The sequence below is a fragment of the Chloroflexota bacterium genome, from assembly GCA_020850535.1.
GTDB lineage: Bacteria > Chloroflexota > UBA6077 > UBA6077 > JACCZL01 > JADZEM01.
Genome location: JADZEM010000059.1, coordinates 27353 through 47405 on the forward strand (window position 1 = coordinate 27353; position 20053 = coordinate 47405).

Consider the following 20053-nt stretch of genomic DNA (forward strand, 5'->3'; position numbering starts at 1 on the left):
TTGGCCCGCGAGCACGAGCGGGCGCACCCGTGGGAGGTACTCGGCACCGAGTACCTCCTCAAATCGCCCTGGCGTCATGTGCGCCAGGATCAGGTGCGCCTGCACACCGGCGACGAGATCGTCTACACCTACCTGGAGACGACCGACGCCGCCTTCGTAGTGCCGCTGACGACGGATGGGAAGGTCGTGGTGATCCGGCAGTTCCGGCTGCCGGCCCGCGCCTGGACCTGGGAGGTCGTCGGCGGCATGATCGCGGCCGGCGAGCCGCCCATCGCGGCGGCCGAGCGCGAGCTGCGTGAAGAGGTCGGCGGCGTCGGCGGGCGGCTGGTGCCGCTTGGCTCGTACTACGCCTGCGCCGGCAGCCTCTCGTCACGTCACCATGCGTTCCTGGGCCTCGACGTGGAGCTGGTTGACCCGGCCCTTGAGCCGATGGAGCTGATCGAGCGGGTGCTGCTCGACCCTGACGATGCGTTCGCGCGGGCGCGTGATGGACGCATCGACGATGCCCAGTCAGCGCTCGCGCTCTTGATGGCCGAGCCGCACATCCGCGCGCACCTCGCCCAGCGGAACGATCCGTAACCTGGATGACCGGTCCTGGCCGGCCGGTCATGTTCGCTCACCGAACGGCATGCTTGTTGCAATGAGAGCGTCGTCCGATAGCTCACCAGAAGACGTACAGCCTCACCAACGTTGTACCATCACCTGCAGACTGGTGCTGAGCGAGGGGAGTTCGTGAAGTACGGCGCCTGTTCCTTCGTTTTGCAGGGCCATTTGCCGTATGTTCGGCAGACGGGCCGTTGGCTGCACGGCGAATTCTGGCTCCACCAGGCGCTTGCCGAGACGTACCTGCCGCTCTTCTCGACGCTTTCGGACCTGGCCGAACACGAGGTGCCGGCCCGTCTGACGCTGAGTATCTCACCGATCCTGGCCGAGCAGCTTGCAGATCCTCAGGTCGCGCAGCGGTTCGAGGGGTACGTGCTCGAACGTGCCGAGCGGGCCGCCCACGACGTGACGCGGTTCGACCGGGCCGGCGACCTGCACGCCCGCTACCTCGCGCACTGGTACGAGGACTTCTACAACCGCACGCTCGCGGTCTTCCGTGGGCGCTTCAACCGCGACCTGATCGGCGCTGCACGGCGGTTGCAGGACAGCGGCCACCTGGAGCTTGCGACCACGGCGGCCACCCACGCGTACCTGCCGCTGCTCTCGCGGGACTCCTCCGTCTATGCACAACTGGCGACAGCCGTCCGTTCGTACCGCCGCGACTTCCGCCGCGAGCCGCGTACGGTCTGGCTGCCGGAGTGCGGCTACCGGCCGGCCACGGGCGGTCCAGACGGCGCGGTGCGGCCGGGCCTTGAGCACCTGTTGTCGCAGTTCGGGTTCTCGCTGTTCTTTGCCGAGACGCACGCCGTGGTGGGCGGGCGGCCGGTCGGCAAGGCCATGAACGACGTGGTCGGGCCGTACCCGAGCGTGCCGAAGCGGTATCAGGTGCCGCTGGCCGCGTCATCCCCGGCCACCGACCGCTCGACGTTCCGCCCGTACGGGGTCGGCGAGTCCGGCCTGACCGTCCTGGCGCGGAACACCCGCTCGGGCCTGCAGATCTGGTCGACGGCGCACGGCTACCCCGGCGACTTCGACTACCGCGAAGCGAACCGGCGCGACGGCATCTCCGGTCTGCGCTACTGGAGGGTGACCGGCACCAAGATCGACCTTGCCGCGCGCGACTGGTACCATCCGGACTGGGCCGAGGGCAAGATCAGCCTGCACGCGGATCACTTCGCGCGCGTGGTCGAGGACACCCTCCGCGAGTACTACGAGCGGACCGGCGAGCAAGGTATCGTCGTGGCGATGGTCGATGCGGCGCTCTTCGGGACGTGGTGGTTCGAGGGCGTCCGCTGGCTTGGCGAGGTGCTCGCGCGGCTGGCGCGCAGCGAGACCGTCGATCTGGTCACCGCTGGCGGATACGCCGAGCAGCACCCCCCGACCGAGTCGATTGCGTTGCCCGAGAGTTCGTGGGGCATGGCCGGCCGGCATTTCACCTGGGACAACGTCGATACCCACTGGATGTGGGCGGTGATCCACGCAGCCGAAGCCCGCTTGCAGGCGTTGGCTGCCAGATTCCCGCACGCCGAGGGCGATCTGCACGACGTGCTCTCGCAGGCAGCCCGCGAACTGCTGCTGCTTCAGGCCAGCGACTGGCCGGCCCTCATCACGATGGGGCAGGCTGGCGAGTACGCGCACGAACGGTTCCGCGAGCATGCGGAGCGCTTCGACCGCCTGGCAAGCGTTGCCGAACGGGGCGTCGTGGATGCGGCCGGCCAGCGTCTCGCCGCCGAGCTGTGGGAGCGCGACCGCGTCTTCGCCGACGTCGATTACCGAGATTGGGCGCCACGCGCGTACGGCACGCTGGCTTCGTTCACGGGCACAGCCGGTCCGTCTGGCTCCGACTTCCACCGGACCGAGACGTCTGGCTCGCCGCCCGGCCCGCCAGAATATGCCAGTGGGTCACCCTCAGCCATCCCTGAATGGAGTGCCAGTGGCAGCTGACGCCAGCTCTTCATCGCCGTCAACCGTGCGTACCTCGCCAGCCCCCATGCCGAGCATCGTTCTGTACCATGGCAACTGCCCCGACGGATTCGGCGGCGCATGGTCCGCCTGGAAGGCCTGGGGCGACGCCGTTCGTTACCTGCCCGTGAGCCACGGCGACGCGCCGCCTGAGTTGACGGCGGATGCATCCGTGCTGATGGTGGATATCGTCTACCCGCGCGCCGAGACGCTGGCCCTGAAGGACCGGGTGCGCGAGCTGGTGATTCTCGATCATCACAAGTCGGCCTGTGAAGAGCTGGGCGATCTCCCGTATGCGATTTTCGACATGCAGCGGTCGGGCGCGATGCTCTCCTGGGACTACTGTCACCCGGGCGTGCCCGCGCCGCCACTGGTCGGCTACGTCCAGGACCGCGACCTCTGGCGCTTCGAGCTGCCGCACAGCCGCGAGGTCACGGCGGCGCTCGGGTCTTACCCGATGGATTTCGAGGTCTGGGATCAGCTCGACATGCGGGCGTTGGCGGCCGAGGGGGTCGCGATCCTGCGCTTCCGCGACCAGACCGTCAAGAGCATCGTGGCGCACGCCCGCTGGAGCGAGATCGGCGGCCACCGCGTGCCGGTCGTCAACGCGACGGCGCACTGGTCGGACGTGGGCGCGGAGATGCTCGACCGCTATCCTGACGCGCCGTTCGTCGGGGCGTGGTTCGAGGACGCCGAGGGCACCCTGCGCTGGTCACTGCGGTCTCGGCCGGGCTTTGACGTCAGCGAGGTCGCGAAGCGGCTGGGGGGCGGCGGGCACCCCCAGGCGTCCGGGTTCCGCCAGCGCCGTCCGGGATGAGCGGCCTCTGATGGACGATGCGGCATTCTGGCAGCTGATCGAGGAGTCGCGGGAGAACGCCGGCGGCGATCCCAACGAGCAGGCTGCCGAGTTGACCGATCTCCTGTCTGCTCTGCCGGCGGGGGAGATCGTTCAGTTCGACCGCCGCTTCCGCGAGCTGTTGGTGCAGGCGTACCGCTGGGATCTCTGGGGCGCGGCCTTCCTGATCGACGGCGGCTGTTCCGATGACGGGTTCGAGTACTTCCGCTGCTGGCTCATCAGCCAGGGGCGGCGGGTGTACGAGGAGGCGCTGGCCGATCCTGAATCATTGGCCGAGCGCGCCGAGCCGGATGTCGAGGCTGAGTCGATGCTGTACGCGGCTGCCGACGCCTACGAGGTGGAGACTGGCAAGCCGCTGCCGTCGTCGAGCGTCGGCGACCCGGCGGAGCCGGCCGGGCAGCCCTGGGAGGAGAACGATCTGCCTCGCCGCTTCCCGAGGCTGGCTGCAGCCTTCCCCTGACGCCAGATCGCGTCCGACTGCCTCGTCAGGCGTCAGTAGCCGGGTCGCGCGGTGCCCATCGTCATCCCGACTGAAGCGAGGAACGAGCCCACCCGCCCGTCATTCCGGCTGAAGCGCGGAACGGGTCCACCCGCCCGTCATCCCGACCGAAGCGCGGAACGAGCGAAATGGAGGGATCTTCCTCACGGGTGTAGACGGTTCGCCGGGGAAGATCCCTCGACTTCGCTCCTTCGTCGCTTCGCTCGGGATGACGAGGTAGGGGGTTGTCAGGCTTGCCCTGAGCTTGTCGAATGAGTCTGCCTTGAGCTTGTCAAATGGGTCGCTTCGCCCGGGATGACGGGGAACGCGTGGGCGGTGATGTAGCCCGGCATGTCACAACCGATGGCCCCCTACGATGCGAACCGGCTCAGGCGGAACAGCTCGATGTTGTGGCGCGTCTCACCGGTCTCTGCAAGGTCCGCCGTGATCTCCCCCACGACGCTGCAGAACTTGAAGCCGTGGCCCGAGCACGGCGACGCCACCACCACCCGGTCGTCGTCGGGGTGCAGATCGAGGATGAAGTGCTCGTCGGGCGCGTTGGTGAACATGCAGGCTCGCAGCGCCATCGTCGGGCCGGTGCCAGCGGGGAAGTAGCGCTCGGCAAACTGGCGGAGGATCGCCTCGTCCTCGGGGGTCGGCTCGCGGTCGATCGTCTCAGGATCGACGGCCTCGGCGAGATGGTGGTAGCGGCCGAACTTGAAGCCCGGCACCGACTCGATGGGAAAGCCGTAGTAGCGCCCCTCGTCCACTTGGAGATTGAAGACGGGGAAGCGTGCTGGCTCGAAGAGGGCCGGCTCAGACGGCTGGAGCCACGCCAACACCTGGCGCTCGGGCGTGGTCAGCGGCTTGAGGCGGGGGACCATCTCGCCGACCCATGCGCCCGCCGACACGATCAGTTTGTCTGACTCGTAGACGGCACGGTCTGTGCTCACGCGAATGCCGTCCGGGCGCGGCTCCCAACCCTGGACGCGCTCGCGGGCATGAACCTCCGCACCGAGCGCCTGCGCTGCCGTCACGTGGGCCACGATGCAGCGCTCGGAGAGGAGGTAGCCGCCGTCGGGCTGCAGCACCGCTTGATGGTCAGCCGGCAGGCGGTAGGCCGGGAATCGCCGGTTGATCTCGGCGCCGCTGAGCACTTCGTGCGGCAGCCGGTGCTCCCGACAGGAGGTCAGCGAGCCTTCAAAGCACTGGCTGTCGGCCGGGCCGGCGTCGATGGATCCGGTGATGTGCAGCAACTGCTCGCCCACGCCCGATTCCAGCTCGCGCCACAGCTCGTAGGCCCGGCGCAGCAGCGGCACGTAGGACGGATCCTCGTAGTAGGCCAGCCGGATGATGCGGGTGATCCCGTGGGATGAGCCCATCGTGTGCGGGACGTCGAAACGCTCCAGCCCGAGCACCCGCTGGCCGCGCTTCGCAAGCTGGTAGACGGCGGCGCTGCCCATCCCGCCGACGCCGATGACGATGGTGTCGTACCGCTGCGCCACGCTCGACCCTCCTACCCGATCTCGGCCAGCATGGCCGACCAGACGTCGCGCCAGTGGGCCTTCTCTTCCGGCCGCCCGAAGTCGATGCTGAAGGGACCACGGTAGCCGGCTCGCGTCAGCATCGTGAAGACGTGACGGAAGTCGACGATACCGCCGCCCTCGCCGGGCCGGAAGTGCTCCTCCCAGAGGCCGTTCGTATCGTGCAGGCGGACGTGCCCGATGCGGTCTGCGCCGAACGCCGTCAGGAAGCCCTCGAAGCCGTCAGGCACCAGCATCGCATGGCCGACGTTGCAGGCCCACCGCGGCGACGGCGCGGCGATGCCGTCGAGCATCCGGCGCATCTCGGCCACGGTGTGTGGGATGTAGCGGATCTCGGCATGCTCAGGCTCGGCGTTGTGGTTCTCGAAGTGCAGCTCGACAGCGTGCGCCTCGGCCAGCTGTACGGCCAGCTTCAGCCGCGCGATGGCGGCGGCGAAGCGAGCATCCACATCGGACGAGAAGTGGAACCCGCCGTGCACGACCAGGTGCGTCGCGCCGAGCGCTGCCGCCAGCTCGACGTTCTCGCGGACGTAGGCGTCGGCGGCCGCGGCCATGACCGGCGTGATCTCGGCCATGTTGACCGCCGAGAGCGTGTGAATCCCGAGCGTGATCCCATGCTGCGCCGCCAGCGCCCGCACCTGCCGGACCCGCTCAGGGGTGAACGTGCCCGGATAGTTGGCCGGGTTGTCGGCGTTGAAGTCCACGCGGGAGAAGCCGAGCGCAGCCCCCTGGTCGATGGCTTGCTCCAGCGGCCACGAGCCAGGACCAGAAAAGACGAAGCGAGTGCGATGATCCACGAATCTCCCCTCCGAGATCGCGATCCAGCGATGTCAGTCTCGTAACGTTCAGCTCAGCAACAGTGGGCCGTCGACAGCAGCCGTCCGCGTCCGCGCAGCGGTCAGGTGGCGGGTACGGCGGCCGGCGTCTCGCGAACCAGCTCGTGCAGGCCGGCCGCCTGGTTGATGGCCGCGCGATGGGCCGGCTGCAGCACGATGGGCGGCTCGGCCAGTCGCGCGGCGGCTTCGAGCTGGACATCGGCGGCGGCGACTGCCGCGTCCAGCTCCTCAAGCGTGCGGTCCACGAACTGGCGCAGGACCGTCCGCGCCGCGTCCAGGTCGTCGTCGGCGGCGTGCTGGCGAGCCGTGGCCTCGACGGTCGGCGCTTCGGCCAGCCACGCGGCTTCCAGCCCCCGGTACGAGGCCTGCAGCGTCGGGGCGAGGGCCGGGTGCCCGTCCACCATGCGCTGGAGCCGCTCGAACCGCCACCACGCCGAGGCCGGGTCGTACTGCCCGCCGCCGGCGTCCAGCTCGGACGGCAGGCCGACGCCGTCCAGGTAGACCGGGTGAAAGGCGCTCAGGCAGGGCGAGGTGAATGCATGCCAGACCTGGGACCGCAGTGGTCCGTCCTCGGCGCGCAGCTCGGCCACGAAGCCAGAGGCCGTCTCGCCGTTGTACTGCGCCGAGCTGTGCATGCAGATCGAGGAGAAGCACAGCTCCTGCGGCGACCAGCGCGGGGCCATGAACGTATCGTCGTAGTGGTCGCGCAGGTGCGCCATCATCGACTGGACCGTGACCTGCCCGCCCTGCTTCCCCAGGAGATCGGTGGCTCGCTGGAAGCGGAAGCAGCGCGGCGCGATCTCGACGCTGTAATCGCCGTAGGCCCTGGCGAAGTTGAACGGCACATCCGCGCGCCACCAGCCCTGGGCCAGCGCGTACTCGACGAGGTCAGACGACGCCTCGTCCCAGTGGGTCTCGATACTGTAGACGTTGGAGATCGCCCGCGCGCCCGTGACCCGCTCGGCGGCCCAGAAGCGGCCGGCCGTCTCCAGCACCCAGGCCTCACGTGGGTCCGCGATGATGAAGGCGTTGTGGTAGTAGCGCCTGCCGTTGACCTCCGCTGAGCCGCCCTGGCCGTGCGCTTCGAGCAGCTCGACGATGACGTGCATCGCCTCGTAGGCCGTCGTGCCGCGCTCCAGGCCGAGCCGCACCAGATCCATGCCGAGCAGGCCGGTCTCGGCAAACGGCAGCTTCGACATGACGGCCTCGTTGCCGATGGCGACGCCCCACTCGTTGACGCCTGTTTCAAAGCCCCAGAGCCACCACGGGCGGCCCCCGACGACCTCCCACGTTTCCGTGACCTGCGGGATCTGGATGTACTGGCACCGCAGCGTGGTTCCTGCCGCGTGCTGGGCGCGTGGCGCGCGGAACAGTGGCTGGCACTCGTTGGGGTGACGGTCGCTGTTCTTCGCGAAGACGACCGTGCCGTGCGCCGTCGCCGCGCCGACGGCGACCGCGGTGTCACACATGCTGCTGCCTCCGGATGGCTCGTATCAATCGCACGAGCCATCCCGCACATCGGGGAGAGGATAGCGGACGGCCATCGGGATGACCATTCCGCCACGCTTGAGAACAACAGAACGGGCGGCTGCATCAGCAGCCGCCCGTCCCAACATTCGGGGGGAGACGGTCAGTCTTCGGAGCCGCCGCGCACCGGCGGTGGGGTCGCCACCGACGCCGTCATCGTCGGGACGGCCGGAAGGCTATGCCCCTCGGCGCTTGCCGGTCGGCCCCGTCGCAGCCGCCCGGTCAGCGCACCCACGGCATCCTTGGCGTCGTCAAGGATGGTGTACACCGAGGGCACCAGCACCAGCGTCAGCATGGTCGAGCTGATCACGCCGCCGATGATGACCACCGCCAGCGGCGCGCGCGACTCGCCGCCCTCCTCCAGCTTCATGGCCAGTGGGAGCATGGCGAAGATGACCGTCGAGGTCGTCATCAGAATCGGGCGGAGGCGGATGTAGCCCGATTCGAGGATCGCTTCGGTGCGCTCCATGCCATCGCGGCGCAGGTTGACACAGAAGTCGATCAGCAGGATGGCGTTCTTCCCGACAAGCCCCATCAACATGATCATGCCGATGAGCGAGAAGATGTTGAAGGTGTTGCCCGTCAGGTAGAGGCCCAGGAACGCACCGACCAGTGCCACTGGGAGGCTGAACATGATCGCGAACGGCGTCAGCCAGGACTCGTAGAGGGCGACCATCAGCATGTAGACCAGCACGACGGACAGCGCCAGCGCCGAGATCAGCGTCAGGAACGCCGTCTCAAGCTGCTGCACCTGCCCGGCGAACGTGACGCGATACCCTTCGGGCAGCGGCAGCCTGTCGGTCTGGGCGCGGACGTCGCGCGCCACGTCGCCGAGTGAGCGTCCGCTGACGCTCGCGTTCACCTCGACCACGCGCTGGCGGTCGGTCCGCTGAATACGGGCCGGGCCAGCATCCTTCGCGATGAGGGCCACCTGATCCAGCCGGACGGTCGTAGTGGCATCCACCACCAGCGGCAACTGACCAAGTTGGCCAGGATTGGCGCGCGTCGCGTCGTTGGCGATCAGGCGAATATCGACCTGATTCCCAACGTCCGGCCGCAGCTGGGTCACCACAATGCCGCCGACCATCGTCCGCATGGCGTCTGAAACCTGCGTAGCGTTGAGGCGCAGGTCGGCCAGCCGCTCGCGGTCGAGGACGGCGCGGACCTCAGGATCGCGTTGCTGGGCGTTGTTGTTGGCGTCGACGGCGCCCTCGGTCTCTCGCACGATGGTCTCGATCTGGGTGGCGATCTCGCTGAGCTTCCCCAGATCCTCGCCGGCGATGCGGATGTTCACACCGCTGCCGCCGCCACCAGCCAGCGGGCTCTGGACGCGCGCCGAGACCTGTGCCTCAGGCACAGATCGGCCAATACGGCGAACATCGGTGAGCACCTGGAAGACGGAGCGCTCGCGGTGATGCTTGTCTTTCAACTGCACGGCGATACTGCCCGAGCGGGTGCCGCCGCCACCGCCGAAGCCGCCGCCACCACCGACCGTCGTGAAGACGTTCTCGACCTCGGGGATGTTCTTCAGCCCGGCCTCGACGCGCCGAACGACCGTGTCCGTGCCCGCCAACGACGTGCCAGGGGGCATGGTGATGCTGACCTGGAAGTTGCCGTCATCCTCGGGCGGCGCGTACTCCGAGCCGATCATGTTCGTCCTGAGCATCATGTACGAGCCGAACAGGATCAGGAAGCTGGCCGCCACCACCAGCCAGCGGACCTTGAGCGCGCGTGCCAGCAGCCAGCGGTACCCGGCCGCCAGGCGGTCGTAGCCACGGTCCCAGAACACTCCGAACCGCGCCAGCGGACCACGGCGCTCGTGTCCGGGCTGGAGCCAGCGCGAGGCCAGCATCGGCGTCAGCGTGAAGGAGACCAGCAGCGAGAAGAGCGTCGCCGCGGCGATGGTGATACCGAACTCCTTGAAGAGCCGGCCGATGTTCCCCGTCATGAAGCTGACGGGCAGGAACACGATCACGTCGACCAGGGTGATCGAGATGGCCGCCAGCCCGATCTCGCTCCGTCCGCGCAGGGCCGCCGTGCGTGGTTCCTGACCTTCCTCGAGATGGCGCGAGATGTTCTCGATGACAACGATCGAGTCGTCCACGAGGATACCGATGGTCAAGGCCAGGGCTAACAACGTGATGATGTTCAGGCTGAAGCCCATCACGAACATCACCAGGAACGTCGAGATCAGCGACGTGGGGATCGCCAGCAGCACGATGAACGTGTTGCGCCAGGTGTGCAGGAACAGCAGCAGGACGATGCCCGTCAACACCACCGCGAGATTCAGGTCGAAGATGACGGCGTCAATCGAGCGGCGGGTGAAGATCGACGTGTCGCTGGTGATCGTCATTCGCACATCGCGAGGCAGCGCTCGCTGCAGCGTCGTGATCGCGTTCTTGACGTTGTCGGCCACCTGGATGCTGTTCGCGTCGGCCTGCTTGACGATCGAGAAGCCGACCGCGTCCGCGCCGTTGAAGCGCTGGAGGCGCGTGACCTCGCGGGTGGTGTCCACCACCTCGCCGATGTCCTGCACGCGGATGACGCGGCCAGTCACGGCGGCGGCCTGGGCGTTCGCGCCGGTGCCGACCGTCTGAATGCCCGTTGCGCCCGGCCCGACGATGACGAGGTTCTTCAGCTCTTCGACGGTCTTGACGGACGCCAGCGCGCGAACGCTCTCGGAGCCTGCGCCCTCGGTGACACGACCACTGGGCGTACTGACGTTCTCACGCTGAAGCGCCGTCTGGACCGTCGAGAGGGCGACGCCGTAGGCGCGCAGCTTGTTCGGATCGATCTTGACCTGGATCTCGCGCTGCAGGCCGCCGAGCAACTGCACGTCGGCGACGCCGTCCACCGACTGGAGTCTCGGCAGGATGGTGTCGTTGGCAAGGTCGAACAACTCGTTGAGCGGCCTGTTGCTCGACACCGCGATGTTCATGATCGGGAAGGCGTTCTGATCGGCCTTCGTGACCTGGGGCGCATCCATCGCCTCGGGCAGCCGGCGGCGAATCGAGGAGATGCGACGTTCGACGTCCATCGCCGCCTGGTTGGTCTCGGTGCCCTCGACGAACCGAATGTTGAGGCTGACGGAGCCCTCGTTCGAGGTCGAGGTGATGCTCTCGATGCCCGGGAGGCCGGAGACGGCGTTCTCGACGGGCTTGGCGATCAGCTCCTCGATGTCGGTGGGCGCAGCGCCGGCATACTGGATCGAGACGAACACAGCCGGGAAGCTGATCGCCGGGAAGCGGTCAACTTTCATCCTCGTGTACGAGACGGCGCCCATGAGCACAAGGCCCAGGAGCAGCATCAGAATCGCGAGCGGCCGATTGATCGCGAGCCGGGTAAGACCCATCGAGTGCTCCAGCGATCCGGCGTCGGCACACGACGCGGACACAACCTTGCGACGGTGGCCTCAACCGGGCCATCGTGTGCCAATGGCGCCTGCGCGGACATTCTGCCGCGCCTTCCCAGTCAAGGCAAGCCCTTTGACAAACTTTTTACAAATCGGAGGCGATTCCTGGGAGTTTGACGCCATCCTGTGCACGCCCGCACGATATACGGGACATGCAAGAGCGGATCTCAGCGTGGGCTGGTCTGGCGCTGCTCGTGATTGCCGGGATCGTGGCACTGGCCGGGCCGGTGCTGGAGGCGCGCCAGCGCGGGCCGGAAGGGCCGGCCCGGGCCTACCTCGCTGCCGTCGAGCGCGGCGACGTCGACGGCGCGCTGGGCCTGATCGACCCGGCCGCGCGTGAGGCGCTGCGCGAGCGCGTCACGCTGCAGCAGCGCAACCGCTACGCCATCGGCGCGCTGGTGCTCGGCCGCCCGTCAGTGTGGGACCGCCTGACCGGCCGAGTCCTTCCGGCCGCCTGGGTCACCGTGACCGCCGACGTCACGACGATCGCCGGCGACCGATGGAGCAGCACCTCAACGGCCCCAGTGGTCGAGCGCGACGGCGTCTGGTACCTGGCCGGGCCACTGTTCGCCTGACCGCTGTTCGCCCGAGCGCCGGGCCACTGCCCGCCTGAGCGCCGGGCCACCGTTCGCCGGTCCCGCGTCTGACGGTCAGTTCTTCTCGTCGCGCCCCCGGAAGATCATCCGGATCGCCGTGCCCTCGAAGCCGAATGCCTGCCGGATCTGGTTTTCGAGGTAGCGCTGATACGTGAAGTGCATCAGCTTCGGATCGTTGACGAAGAAGACGAACGTCGGCGGGCGCACGTCGGCCTGGGTCGCATAGAAGATCTTTAGCTGCCGCCCGCCCTCAGAGCGCGGGTGGCGCACGACGGCCTCGCGGACCATCTCGATCAGCTTGGGGGTGGTGACCCGCTTGTCGCGCTCGGCCTGGACCGCGTCGGCCAGCTCCAGCACGCGCGGGGCGCGCTGGCCGGTCATGGCCGAGATGAACACCAACGGCGCCCAGTCCACGAAGTTCAGATCGCGCCGAATCATCGTGGTGTACTCGTTCGCCGTGAAGTTGTCCTTCTCCAGCAAGTCCCACTTGTTGACGGCGATGACGAGGCCCTTCTTGGCCTCCTGCACGTACCCGGCGACGTGGGTGTCCTGCGCCGTCACGCCATCGACCGCGTCGATGACGAGGATCGCGATCTCGGCGCGCTCGATGGCGCGGACCGCCCGCAGCACGCTGAACTTCTCCACGCCCTGTTCGATGCGCCCGCGCCGCCGGATGCCGGCCGTGTCGATCAGGCGGACCCGCTTGCCGTGCCACCGCAGCTCGGTGTCGAGGGCGTCGCGGGTGGTCCCAGGGATCGGGCTGACGATGGCCCGGTCCTTCCCGAGCAGCCGATTCAACAGCGACGACTTCCCGACGTTCGGCCGCCCGACGATGGCGATGGAAAGGTCCGGCTCCTCGTCCTCGACCGGGGGCGACTCGCGCAGGTTCTCAACCACGGCGTCCAGCAGATCGCCGGTGCCGGTTCCGTGAATCGCCGAGAAGGGGATCGGCTCGCCGAGGCCCAGCTCGTACAGCTCCACCGCGCCCTGCAGGCCGCGCTTGCCCTCAGCCTTGTTCGCGCCGAGCACGATGGGCTTCTCGGAGCGGCGCAGCAGCTGCGCCACGTCCATGTCGGCGCTGGAGAGGCCGTTCAGCGCGTCCACCAGGAAGACGATGACGTCGGCCTCCTCCATCGCCTCCTGGGCCTGATCCAGAATGTGCGAGAGCGGCAGCGTGCCCCAGCGGGCGGGATCACCAGGGCCGCGCAGGATGTCGGTCTCGACGCCGATGCCGCCGGTATCGACCACGGTCATCTCGTGACCGTTCCAGTCGGTGGTGCCGTAGAGACGGTCGCGCGTCGTGCCGGGCACGTCGTGCATGACGGCGCGTTGCTCGCCGATCAGGCGGTTGAAGAGGGTCGACTTGCCGACGTTTGGTCGGCCGACAATTGCCACGACGGGCCGGGCCATGTTGGTGCTCCATCTGCCGAGCCCGCAAGCTCGCTACCTGCACATACTCGTTGGGGGAATGATGCGGGACAGCAGGGGCAACGGTCGAATCTTCGCGGGCGTCGGGTTCTGGGGCTGAGTTTCGGGGCTGGGTCGTGGGGCGTGGGTCCTGGGGCGTGGGTCCTGGGTCGTAGGGCGTGGGGCGTGGGGCGTGGGTCGTGGGTCGTGGTGAAAGCGTGCAAGTCGCAGTTGTCATCCTGAGCGCAGCGAAGGACCTCACCCGCTGACGCGGGCTTGACGGTGGCGGCCTTCCACTCGTCGGGTAAGAACCAGAACCTCACCCGTTGACGCTAGAGGTGACGGTCAGCGGGTTGGGCGCAAGAGGGTGGTCGGTAGGTAATGCAGATGTTGACGGTCAGCGGGTGAGGTCCTTCGCTGCGCTCAGGATGACAACTGCGACTTGCACGCTTTCACCACGACCCACGACCCACGACCCACGACCCAGGACCCACGCCCCTGGCCGCTAGAACCAGAGCGCCTTGTTGACCTGGTTGACCAGCGGCTCGCCCGCTGCGAACCGCTTCGCATTCGCCACCAGCAGGTCGCGGCGGCGGTCGTCCAGGTACGGCCCGAAGCCCGCCGTGTGCGGCGTCAGCATCACGTTCGGGGCGTCCCAGAGCGGGTGATCGGCCGGCAGCGGCTCGATCTCGTACACGTCGAGCGCTGCGCCGGCGATGGTCCCGTTCCGCAACGCGGCGTTGAGGTCATCCAGCTTCGTGGTCATGCCGCGCCCGATATTGATGAAGAACGCCGACGGCTTCATCCTGGCGAAGCGCTCGGCGTTGAACAGACCTTCCGTCTCGGGCGTGTGAGGGATGGTCAGGATGACGAAGTCGGCGCGGCCAAGCTGCGCGTCGAGGGCCTCCGGGCGGTGCAGCTCGGAGATGCCCTGCGGGGCCTGCTCCACGCGGCCATCGATGCCGATTACCGTCACGCCGAGCTGCGAAAGGTACTTCGCGGCTTCGGCGCCGATCCCGCCGACGCCCATGATCAGCGCCGTGGACTCGGGCAGATAGACCGTGCCGGTGTCGAGCCGCTCGGGCTTGTACTCATGCCGTAGCTGGCGCGGGAAGTAGTAGTGGAACCCCCGCGCAAACGCCAGTACGAACGCCAGGATGTGTGCGGCGATATGCTCGTTGAAGATGCCTCGAAAGTTGGTGGCGATGCTCGGGTGCTCGACCAGCCGCTGGAAGTAGTAGCCGGCTGGCGGCGCGATGGCTGGGGCTGCGATCCACTTCAGGCGCCCGGCCTTTGCAAGCAGCTCCTGGTTGAGCGTCCCGAACACGGCGTCGGTGTCGGGGATCTCCTTCAGCGCCTCCTCGTCCGTCTCCGCGACTACGACCGTCGCCTCGGGCACGGCCTTCGCAATCGCCTCGGCCCACTCGCGCGTCTTCTCGCGCTGGGGCGGCAGGAACGTCATCTTGAATGGAGTCGGCACGGGCATCCTCCTGTGCGTGGCTGTCCTGGCGCAGCCAGGTGCGGGCGGTCGGGTTGCGGTGGCCCTCCCCGCCGCACGGCGAATTGCCGCGGGTTGGGCCGCCCGACAGGATAGCAGCCAGTCGCGTTGTGCGCGGTTGATGCCACCTGCTGCCGCCGATCTGAAACGCTTTAGGGTGTTCGGGCATAATGGCAGGACGCGATGGCCGCACGCGATGGTGCGGCGGCCGATTCGACCGGTTTCCCGGCAGTCCGCCTTTCCCATTCACCGGAGGTGACGCACCATGGCGGTGACGATGTCCGCGCCCGCGCAGCAGGAGCGGGACGGCGTGTACGCGCGGCTCGAAGAGCGCGTCCTTGCCCGCGACCAGATCGGCGCGAGTCAGGTCTTCTACGAGCTGGTGAAGGCCGGCCGGCCTGTCGACGAGCTCGTTCGCGAGACGGTTCGGATCCACGCGCCGTACACGCATGTGCCGTTTCACCAGCGGCACGACAGCGGCGACGTCCGATTCGTGAACAACGATCACTGCCTGCTCAGCATGCGGGCGGCCCTGCAGCTCAAGAAGCTGGTGCCGGACGAGACCGCCTTCCTGCCGATGGCCCAGACCATCTGGTACATCCCGACGGGGCTGGATCCGTGGAATCAACTGCTCGGCAAGGCGCCCGGCCACTACAACCGCGTCTACAACATGGAGTTCCAGGGCGCGCCGACGCCGCCCGTCGCCCACTGGGCCGATGGCCCGGCGCTGCGCTCCGATGCAACCCTTCAGGAGCGGCTCGATCACTGGCTGACGCTGGTGATGCGCTGTCAGGTTGAGGAAGCGTACGGGACGTTCCTCGGACTGATGCAGAACCCGGCGGACCGCCAGCAGGTGCTGGCGCAACTGATGTTCGCCGGCCTGATCGACGTGCAGGATCGGACGGTTTTCCGCCTGTCGTTCACGACCGGGCATCGCTCGTACCGCGCCCGCGCCACCATCGAGCTGGCCGAGACGGTGGGCTGGGAAAACGCCCATGACGTGATCTACGCCGGCGTGATGGATCTCGGCGTCGGGCCGCACTGGTACTCGATGTACGAGATGGCCTGTACCTACACTCGGGTGGTGCTGCAGGGTCAGGACGTCGAGATGCGGCACACCAACCAGAAGCCGCTCTCCCGCGCCGAGGTCAAGCAGACCGTCGAGGCCGTGACGAAGGGCAACGAGGTCTCCGTCGTCAAGCACATCGGCGGGCTGCTGAAGGCCGGCAAGTCGCTCAAGAGCATCATCGACGCGATCCAGCTCGCGGCCACCGAGACGATCCTCGAATGCGGCTCGCCGGCGGCCTACAACATGCCGATGCACGCCTACGAGTACGTCAACACGGTCCGCTGGTTCTACGACAACTTCGACCACCCGCACATGGCGAAACTGCTGTTTATCGCCGGCTCGTTCGTCAACGAGGTGTACCAGGGCCAGTATGCGTGGCCCGGCAACGGCCCGAAGGCGTTCACGGCCCCGCGTGGCGCGAGCGGCTGGTCGCAGGGGCAGCTGCTCGAAAAGGTGGACCAGGCCATCGTCGCGCTGAAGCCGGACGAGGCGGTTGGGCTGACGCAGGCGTATCTCAAGGCCGGCCACGACACGCAGCCGCTGGTCTCGGTGCTGGCGCTCGGGTGCAGCAAGCTTGGGAACGACCCGCACAACCAGGAGATCAGCCTCGTACAGCTCGAAGACTTCGGGCGGAACAGCCACGCCGCGCGTGGCCGGCTGCTGATGGGGGCGGCGGCGCACGCGGCCGGGCACCGCAAGTACGGGGAGCCGCTGGAGGCGTACCGCCGTTTCGCCGAGGCGCTGGGCATCACCGCGACGCAGAGCGCACAGGGCGACGGCGAGGTCGAGGAGGCGCTCCTGGACTAGTCGTCAGCTCTCAGTGGTCAGGTGTCAGCGGTCAGAGCCGAGGCTTCCCGGCTGACGGCTGACGGCTGACGGCGCGGATGAGACGGCATCGTGAGCGGCGGCTGGCTCCCACGGGGGCCAGCCGCCTTTATCATCGCCCCAGCGTGCTCGAACACGTGTTCACTTTCGCATGAGAGGGGCGACATGATGTCGCTAGTGCTGGTCGATCCGCGCGCCATTCAGCCGGATCCCGACAACGTGCGTCGTGACGCCGCGGACGATCTGGACGGTCTGGCCGACAGTATCCGTCAGCATGGCGTCCTGCAGCCTCTGGGCGTAGCTCGAGAGAACGGCGGCTTCCGGGTGGTGTACGGCAACCGGCGGCGCGCGGCAGCCATCAAGGTGGGCCTGCCGGAAGTGCCGTGTGTGGTGGTGGACGCCTCACCTGAGGATCGGCTGATCCACCAGATGCTGGAGAACCTCCAGCGGCGCGATCTGAACGACATGGACAAGGCCGAGGGCTTCGCGCGGCTGAAGCGCAACCTGGCAAAGCACAATCCGGATGCCAGCGACCGCGGCCTGGACGAGGCCATTGCCCAGGTCGTCGGGTTTTCGCCGTCCACGGTGCGCCGGTACCTGGGGCTGCGTGACCTTGCGCCGGCCGTCCGCGACCTGATCACCGACGGCAGCCTGACCGTCACCCAGGCCCAGCACCTGAGCGCAGTGGCCGATCCGGTCAATCAGACCGAGCTGGCCGAGCTGGCGGTCGAGAAGGGCCTGTCGGCGGCGGCGTTGAGTCGGGCCTGCCGGGCGTCGGCGGCGCAGCCGGGCATCAGTCCGGCCGAGGCAATCGAACTGGGCGAGCGCGACCAGCTGCCGGAGCCGATCCGCCCTGTCCGCTCGGCGGAGGCGGCCCCGGCACGCGTAGCGCGCGCCCCCAGGGCGAAGGACGAGTCGGAGGATGACTCCGACCTGTGGGTCGGATCGGCGGACTCGATCCCGGATGACGACGGCCCGCGCGCGCCGGTTGGACCGCGCACGGCGGACGGCCACCGCGTGTTCAAGATCAAGACCGTCTCGGCGTTCATGGACGAGATCGACCGGCTGGCACGCTGCATTCAGGACGGAGACCTCGGGCGGGCGGCCGACGAAGAGGCCGACGCGCCGATCCAGCTGCGGCTCGCCTCGCGCCAACTGGCCTACGTGTCCAAGGAGCTGTCCGGGTTTCTGAAGAAGCGGGGCTGGGGCGAGTAGGCTGGGTTTCGGGTTTCGGCCGGCGCCGCCGGCCCCCGGGCAACCTGTGATGGACGCGTAACGCCCTCGCTTCTGTCCGTCTGTCGGAGCGTCAGTACACTGGCTGCGTGACAGAAGCGAGCCTTGCTGAACCGTCCCGGTCTGTTTCCGCGCTCGGCCTGCCTGAGCGGAGGCGCCGGCATGGCGCTTGACGCCGGCCTGTGGCTCAACCTGCTGATCGTCGCAGCGGCCATGGGCGTGCTGCTGCTGAACCTCCGGATCCAGCGATCCGTCGCCGACGTGGTCAAGTCCGTCGAGCGCAGTGGTCCGGTCGCCGAGCGTTGGACGCAGGCCATCGAGCTGCTGGCGCAGGGCGGCGGCGACGGACCGGCGACCATCGAGCGGCGGCTCGCCGCCACCTACGCCATCGAGCAGGTGGCCCGCGAGTCGGAGCTGTACCGGACGCCCTCCATGGAGCTGCTGGCGGCGTTCGTGCGGGAGTACGCACGCGCCGGCAACACCGGACTGCAGCCGACGACGGAAGTGCAGTCTGTCCTGACGATCCTCGGGCGGTCATCCGTGGATGGCCTGGATCTGCGGCGGACGGCGCTCTGGGGCGCGGATCTGGAGAGCGCAAGCCTGACCGGCGTCAACCTCAGCCAGGCGCGCCTGCGCGGGGCGTCGCTGGCAGGCGCTTCGCTGACGCAGGCCCGTCTGCGCGAGGTCAACCTGGCCGAGGCCGACCTCGTCGGAGCGGACTTGAGCGGCACGATCCTGCGGGGCGCATCGCTGGCGGCAGCCGATCTGAGCGGTGCACGCTTGCGTGGAGCCGATCTCCAGGGGGCGGACCTGAGCCGAGCACGGTTGCGCGGCGCGGACTTGCGCGATGCCTCGCTGGTCGGCGCGCGGTTGACGGGGGCGACGCTCGACGATGCTGACCTGACGGGCGCGATCCTGGCCGGGGCCGATCTGACGTCCGCGACGCTCAACGGTACGATCCTCGCGGGCGATCAGCCGCTGGCCACGAGCCGCATCTCCAGCACGCCGGCGCCAGTTCGCCGCTGACCGGCCGTCGAGGCTGGCGAAGCCCAGGACCGCCGCGCCACACTTGGCCGCACAGCGTGAAGGGGGACAGGCATGCGGATCGTCATTACCGGCGGCTCGGGACGTATCGGGCGATGGGTCGTGCGGGAGCTGCTCGCGCGGGACCACGAGATCACGATTTTTGACCGCGTCCCGCCCAGCGAGCAGCCGGCTGGCGTGCGGTACAAGCTCGGCGAGTGTGAGGATCTCGGCGCGGTCTACGACGTGCTGCGCGGGCACGATGCCGTCATCCACCTCGCCGCCATCCCGTCGAATCAGGTGCACCCGTATCCGACGGTGTTCCGCACCAACGTCATCAGCACCTACCATGTTGCCGAGGCAGCCGGTCGACTGGGGATGAAGAAGCTGGTGGCCGCCAGCAGCATCAACGCGCTCGGCATCACGATGGCCGAGCGGCCGTTCAACCCGACCTACCTGCCGATTGACGAGGAGCACCCGCGACTGGCGCAGGACGCCTACAGCCTGACGAAGCTGCTGGACGAGGAGATTCTGGCGGCGATGACTCGCAGGACGGGCCTCCCGACCATCGGCATTCGGCCGCCGCTCATGCAGTACGGCGAGCCTGAGAAGGAGCGGGAGACGGTGCGGGCGCGGGTGGACAATCCGGACCTCGCGTCGCGGGTGATGTGGGTCTACTGCGACGTGCGAGACCTCGCCCAGGGGTTCCGGCTGGCCGTCGAGGACACGACGCTCGAAAACGAGACGTTCTTCATCACGGCGGACGACGCCCTGGCCCGGCAGCCGCTGGCCGACCTGCTGCCGCGCTACTTCCCGGGCACGGAGGAGATGGCAAAGGGGCTGACGGGCACCTCGCCGGCCGTGGTATCCACGAAGGCGAAGCGGCTGCTCGGCTACCGGCCAGAGCACTCCTGGCAGGAGTACGTGTAGGCGGGGGGTATGGATCGTGGGTGGTAGGGCATGGGGCGTGGGTGGTGGGGCACGGATCGTGGGGCGTGGATCGTGGGCAGCGGATGCGTACTGGCTGACGTGCGCCGCTACGACGTAGTAATCACGCAACACACTCTGTCATCCTGAGCGCAGCGAAGGACCTCACCCGCTGACGCGGAAGTTGGCGGTCGGCGGGTGAGGCGTAAGACGACGGCCTGCAAGTGATGCGAACGTTGACGGTCACCCGCTGACGC

Annotated in this window: 15 protein-coding genes; 9 read left to right on the plus strand and 6 right to left on the minus strand. The window is 68.2% G+C overall.

Annotated elements, in window-relative coordinates; translation table 11 throughout:
- The 4 genes from IT306_08820 to IT306_08835 all read left to right on the plus strand — a co-directional run bounded on the left by IT306_08820 (position 1) and on the right by IT306_08835 (position 3881).
- Positions 1-579 carry an NUDIX hydrolase gene (locus IT306_08820; GenBank protein MCC7368512.1) on the plus strand — a complete coding sequence of 193 codons (579 nt, stop codon included), beginning with the start codon at positions 1-3 and terminating at the stop codon, positions 577-579.
- 192 nt (positions 580-771) lie between these two features.
- Complete coding sequence (locus IT306_08825; protein MCC7368513.1) at positions 772-2547, plus strand: DUF1957 domain-containing protein; 1776 nt, start codon at positions 772-774, stop codon at positions 2545-2547.
- A gap of 46 nt (positions 2548-2593) precedes the next feature.
- Entirely contained in the window at positions 2594-3382 is a 789-nt protein-coding gene (locus IT306_08830; protein ID MCC7368514.1) for a hypothetical protein, read from the plus strand.
- 10 nt (positions 3383-3392) lie between these two features.
- Positions 3393-3881: a DUF4240 domain-containing protein gene (locus tag IT306_08835; GenBank protein ID MCC7368515.1), complete on the plus strand. Its 489-nt coding sequence runs from the start codon at positions 3393-3395 to the stop codon at positions 3879-3881.
- Between the two features lie 389 nt (positions 3882-4270).
- Here the strand turns inward: IT306_08835 and solA are convergent, their stop codons facing one another.
- From solA to IT306_08855, 4 genes are all read right to left on the minus strand, one after another.
- Positions 4271-5404, minus strand: a complete 1134-nt coding sequence (solA, locus tag IT306_08840; GenBank protein MCC7368516.1) for an N-methyl-L-tryptophan oxidase — start codon at positions 5402-5404, stop codon at positions 4271-4273.
- Between the two features lie 11 nt (positions 5405-5415).
- Entirely contained in the window at positions 5416-6240 is an 825-nt protein-coding gene (locus IT306_08845) for a sugar phosphate isomerase/epimerase (protein ID MCC7368517.1), read from the minus strand.
- Positions 6241-6341: 101 nt separating this feature from the next.
- Positions 6342-7748 (minus strand): C69 family dipeptidase, encoded by a 1407-nt coding sequence (locus IT306_08850; protein MCC7368518.1) that lies wholly within the window; start codon positions 7746-7748, stop codon positions 6342-6344.
- Positions 7749-7909: 161 nt separating this feature from the next.
- Entirely contained in the window at positions 7910-11158 is a 3249-nt protein-coding gene (locus tag IT306_08855; protein ID MCC7368519.1) for an efflux RND transporter permease subunit, read from the minus strand.
- A 212-nt stretch (positions 11159-11370) separates the two neighbouring features.
- On the opposite strand from IT306_08855, the gene IT306_08860 reads away from it, so the two are divergent.
- Positions 11371-11793, plus strand: a complete 423-nt coding sequence (locus IT306_08860; protein MCC7368520.1) for a hypothetical protein — start codon at positions 11371-11373, stop codon at positions 11791-11793.
- 75 nt (positions 11794-11868) lie between these two features.
- Here IT306_08860 and der read toward each other — a convergent pair whose 3' ends face one another.
- Positions 11869-13224: a ribosome biogenesis GTPase Der gene (gene der / locus IT306_08865; GenBank protein ID MCC7368521.1), complete on the minus strand. Its 1356-nt coding sequence runs from the start codon at positions 13222-13224 to the stop codon at positions 11869-11871.
- A gap of 502 nt (positions 13225-13726) precedes the next feature.
- A complete protein-coding gene (locus IT306_08870) occupies positions 13727-14707 on the minus strand; it encodes a D-2-hydroxyacid dehydrogenase (protein ID MCC7368522.1) in 981 nt (326 codons plus the stop codon).
- Positions 14708-14984: 277 nt separating this feature from the next.
- Here IT306_08870 and IT306_08875 point away from each other — a divergent pair, with 277 nt between their 5' ends.
- From IT306_08875 to IT306_08890, 4 genes are all read left to right on the plus strand, one after another.
- Positions 14985-16595 carry a hypothetical protein gene (locus IT306_08875; GenBank protein MCC7368523.1) on the plus strand — a complete coding sequence of 537 codons (1611 nt, stop codon included), beginning with the start codon at positions 14985-14987 and terminating at the stop codon, positions 16593-16595.
- 183 nt (positions 16596-16778) lie between these two features.
- On the plus strand, positions 16779-17828 hold the full coding sequence (locus IT306_08880; GenBank protein ID MCC7368524.1) for a ParB/RepB/Spo0J family partition protein: 1050 nt from the start codon (positions 16779-16781) through the stop codon (positions 17826-17828).
- 180 nt (positions 17829-18008) lie between these two features.
- On the plus strand, positions 18009-18872 hold the full coding sequence (locus IT306_08885; GenBank protein MCC7368525.1) for a pentapeptide repeat-containing protein: 864 nt from the start codon (positions 18009-18011) through the stop codon (positions 18870-18872).
- Between the two features lie 72 nt (positions 18873-18944).
- Positions 18945-19799 (plus strand): NAD(P)-dependent oxidoreductase, encoded by an 855-nt coding sequence (locus tag IT306_08890; protein MCC7368526.1) that lies wholly within the window; start codon positions 18945-18947, stop codon positions 19797-19799.
- Positions 19800-20053: the final 254 nt, after the last annotated feature.